Source organism: Arsukibacterium sp., from assembly GCF_033722355.1.
Classification (GTDB): domain Bacteria; phylum Pseudomonadota; class Gammaproteobacteria; order Enterobacterales; family Alteromonadaceae; genus Alishewanella.
In genome coordinates this window covers 1-2,547 of record NZ_JAWVZF010000253.1, presented here as the reverse complement: position 1 = coordinate 2,547, position 2,547 = coordinate 1, and the positions used below count along the sequence as shown (strand labels likewise).

Annotated in this window: 2 protein-coding genes; both read right to left on the bottom strand. The window is 52.7% G+C overall.

Features of this window, described 5'->3' with window-relative positions:
* Positions 1–1,047 (bottom strand): M3 family metallopeptidase (locus tag R3177_RS14485; protein WP_318971716.1); only part of this gene is annotated, 1,047 nt, incomplete at its 3' end.
* Between the two features lie 168 nt (positions 1,048–1,215).
* Positions 1,216–2,547: sensor histidine kinase (locus tag R3177_RS14480; protein WP_318971715.1), on the bottom strand; the 1,332-nt coding region annotated here is incomplete at its 5' end.

Sequence of the window (2,547 nt, the reverse complement as noted above, 5' to 3'; positions counted from 1 at the left end):
GTTCTCCACCACGGCCGGCACCATACTGCCCAGCATGCTATAGACCGCTTCCGGGGTTTTGGCCATTTGTGCTTCCAGGCCATAACTGGCCCAGTTAGGGTAGCCCAGTAATTTAGCGCGCTCTGCCCGTAATTGGGCTAACCGGGCTACCAACGGGGTATTGTCATACTCACCACTCTGAGCACGGAAGGCTGATGCTTCCCATACCCGCTTGCGCAGCTCCCGGTTATGCAGCTGGCTTAATACCGGCTGGCGGGTGGTATTGGTAATACTCAGCAGATATTTGCCATCATGCCCGGCGGCTTTCGCCGCATTGGCCGCCGCGGTGATCTGAGCATCGGTTAAACCGGCCAGCTCTTCTTTAGTGTCGACTATAACAGCAATGTTCTTGGTTTCTGCCAACAGGTTCTGGGCGAACTTAGTAGTCAGGTTAGAATGCTCTTCGTTCAGCGCCCGGATAGCGGTTTTCTGCTCTTCAGTCAGCTTGGCACCGGCCCGGACAAACCGGTCGTAATACACTTCAGCCAGCCGGATGCTTTCCGGATCCAGCTCTAAATTGTTGCGGTTATCATAGATGGCTTTAACCCGGGCAAACAGCGCCGGGTTCAGGCTGATGTTGTCAGAATGGGCCGCCATTTTCGGTGCCAGCTCAGATTGGATCTGGCGGCGCTGTTCGTTGCTGTCGGTACCGGTCAGGTTGTAAAATACCCGCGATACCCGGTTTAACATCTCACCGCTTTTCTCCATTGCAACCAGGGTGTTCTCAAAGGTTGCCGGCTCAGGATTATTAGCAATGGCTTCGATTTCAGTCATGTGCAGTTTCATGCCTTCGGTAAACGCCGGCATAAAGTGTTCGTCTTTGATCGCGTTAAAATCAGGCGCCTGATATTGCAGGCTGCTTGGCTGGTAAAAAGGATTAGAACTGGTCACTTCGGTTTTCTCAACAGCTGTAGGCGTAGTGTCTGCCTGAGTAGGGGCAGTGTTATCTGAGCAGGCGCTCAGAGCAAAAATGGCACCCATCGCGGTTGCGAGTAAAGTTTTGCGCATTGTTATGTCTCCGTGGCGTGGTTACGGCTAAAGCCGCTATTAATTATAATCAGCTGCACCAGACCAGGTGCACTGTAGCTGAACCAGTATGTCAAAAATGGCAGTAACATGCCGGGCTTTGCAGCCAATGGTAAGCAAATTAAGATAAAACCCGGCTAAGTGCAACTTTTAGTCCGGTTTAGGGATGGCCGCAGGCAGTTCAAAGTAAAAACAGCTGCCCTGGGGGTAGCGCTGGTAACCAATCTGGCCTTCCATCTGCTCAATTAATGCTTTACTGATCGCCAGTCCCAGGCCCGTGCCGCTGTGACGGCGGTTGTCCTGGCTATCGGCCTGGGCAAAGCGCTGAAACAGTTGGGGTAAAAACTCACTGCTGACACCGCCGCCCTGATCAATAATGCTGACCCGGATCCGCTGTGCTTCCTCAGTCAGTATAATTTCCACCATGCTGTCCGGCGGTGAAAATTTAACGGCATTGGCCAGCAGGTTCAGGCAAACCTGGCTTAACCGCACCTTATCAGCCAGTACCTGATAAGGTTTATCGTTGTCATAGCGGATAACCAACTGTTGTTTATGCTGCATGGCGGCAATCTGGGTAATGCTTTGCTTTAGCAGCGGCACCAGGGCCACGGTTCTGATTTCAAAATACATTTTGCCGCTGGCCAGCCGTTCGGTATCCAGCAAATCATTAATCAGCTGATTTAACTGGCCACAGCTGGCGTGGGCCATGGTTAACATTTTCTGGGCCGAACGGTTCAGCTCACCCAGGGCGCCGCCAATGGCTAAGCCAAGCGCGCCATTTATGGCCGTCAGAGGGGTGCGTAATTCATGGCTGACCGTTGCGACAAACTCATTTTTCAGTTTTTCGGTTCGTTTTTGCTCGGTAACATCTCTGATCAGCAGTAACTGATGGTGCTGGTTGCCCAGTTGCAGCCGGTTGCGAGACAACGTTAAATCAAACTGGCTGCTGTCCTGGCGCAGGCCCGTGGCTTCAAACTGTCGATCAGGTGCTGAGGTTGCACTGTAAATGGCTTCAACGCTATCTGGTGTCGCCAGTAACATGGACCAGTGTAAACCATGCAGACTATCTGGCGGATAGTGAAACAGCCGGTAGCAGGACTGGTTAGCATCTTCAATAATGCCCTGCTCATTCGTCACAATAATTGCATCCAGCACGTTGTCGGTTACTGCCCGTAAGTAACTTTCGCTGTGGCTCAGTTCAACCGTTGCTGCCCGTAACTGCTGGCGTGAATAGAACAGCCAGGTCAGCAGCGCCAACAGGCAAAATGTCGCCAGATACAAACTGCCCCGCAACCACGACGTACGATCGGTCAGGGCGCTGTCAGCCCTGATCGCCATTTGCCAGTTGGCGCCACGAATGGCCAGGTTAAGTAACAGGCTGTCGTCATAGAATAAGCCGGGATCGCCAAAAAAAGTGTTGCCGTATTCGGCTGTTGCCGGTTCTGCCGCACGCAGGGCTACAGTGACATTCTGCTCGGCAGC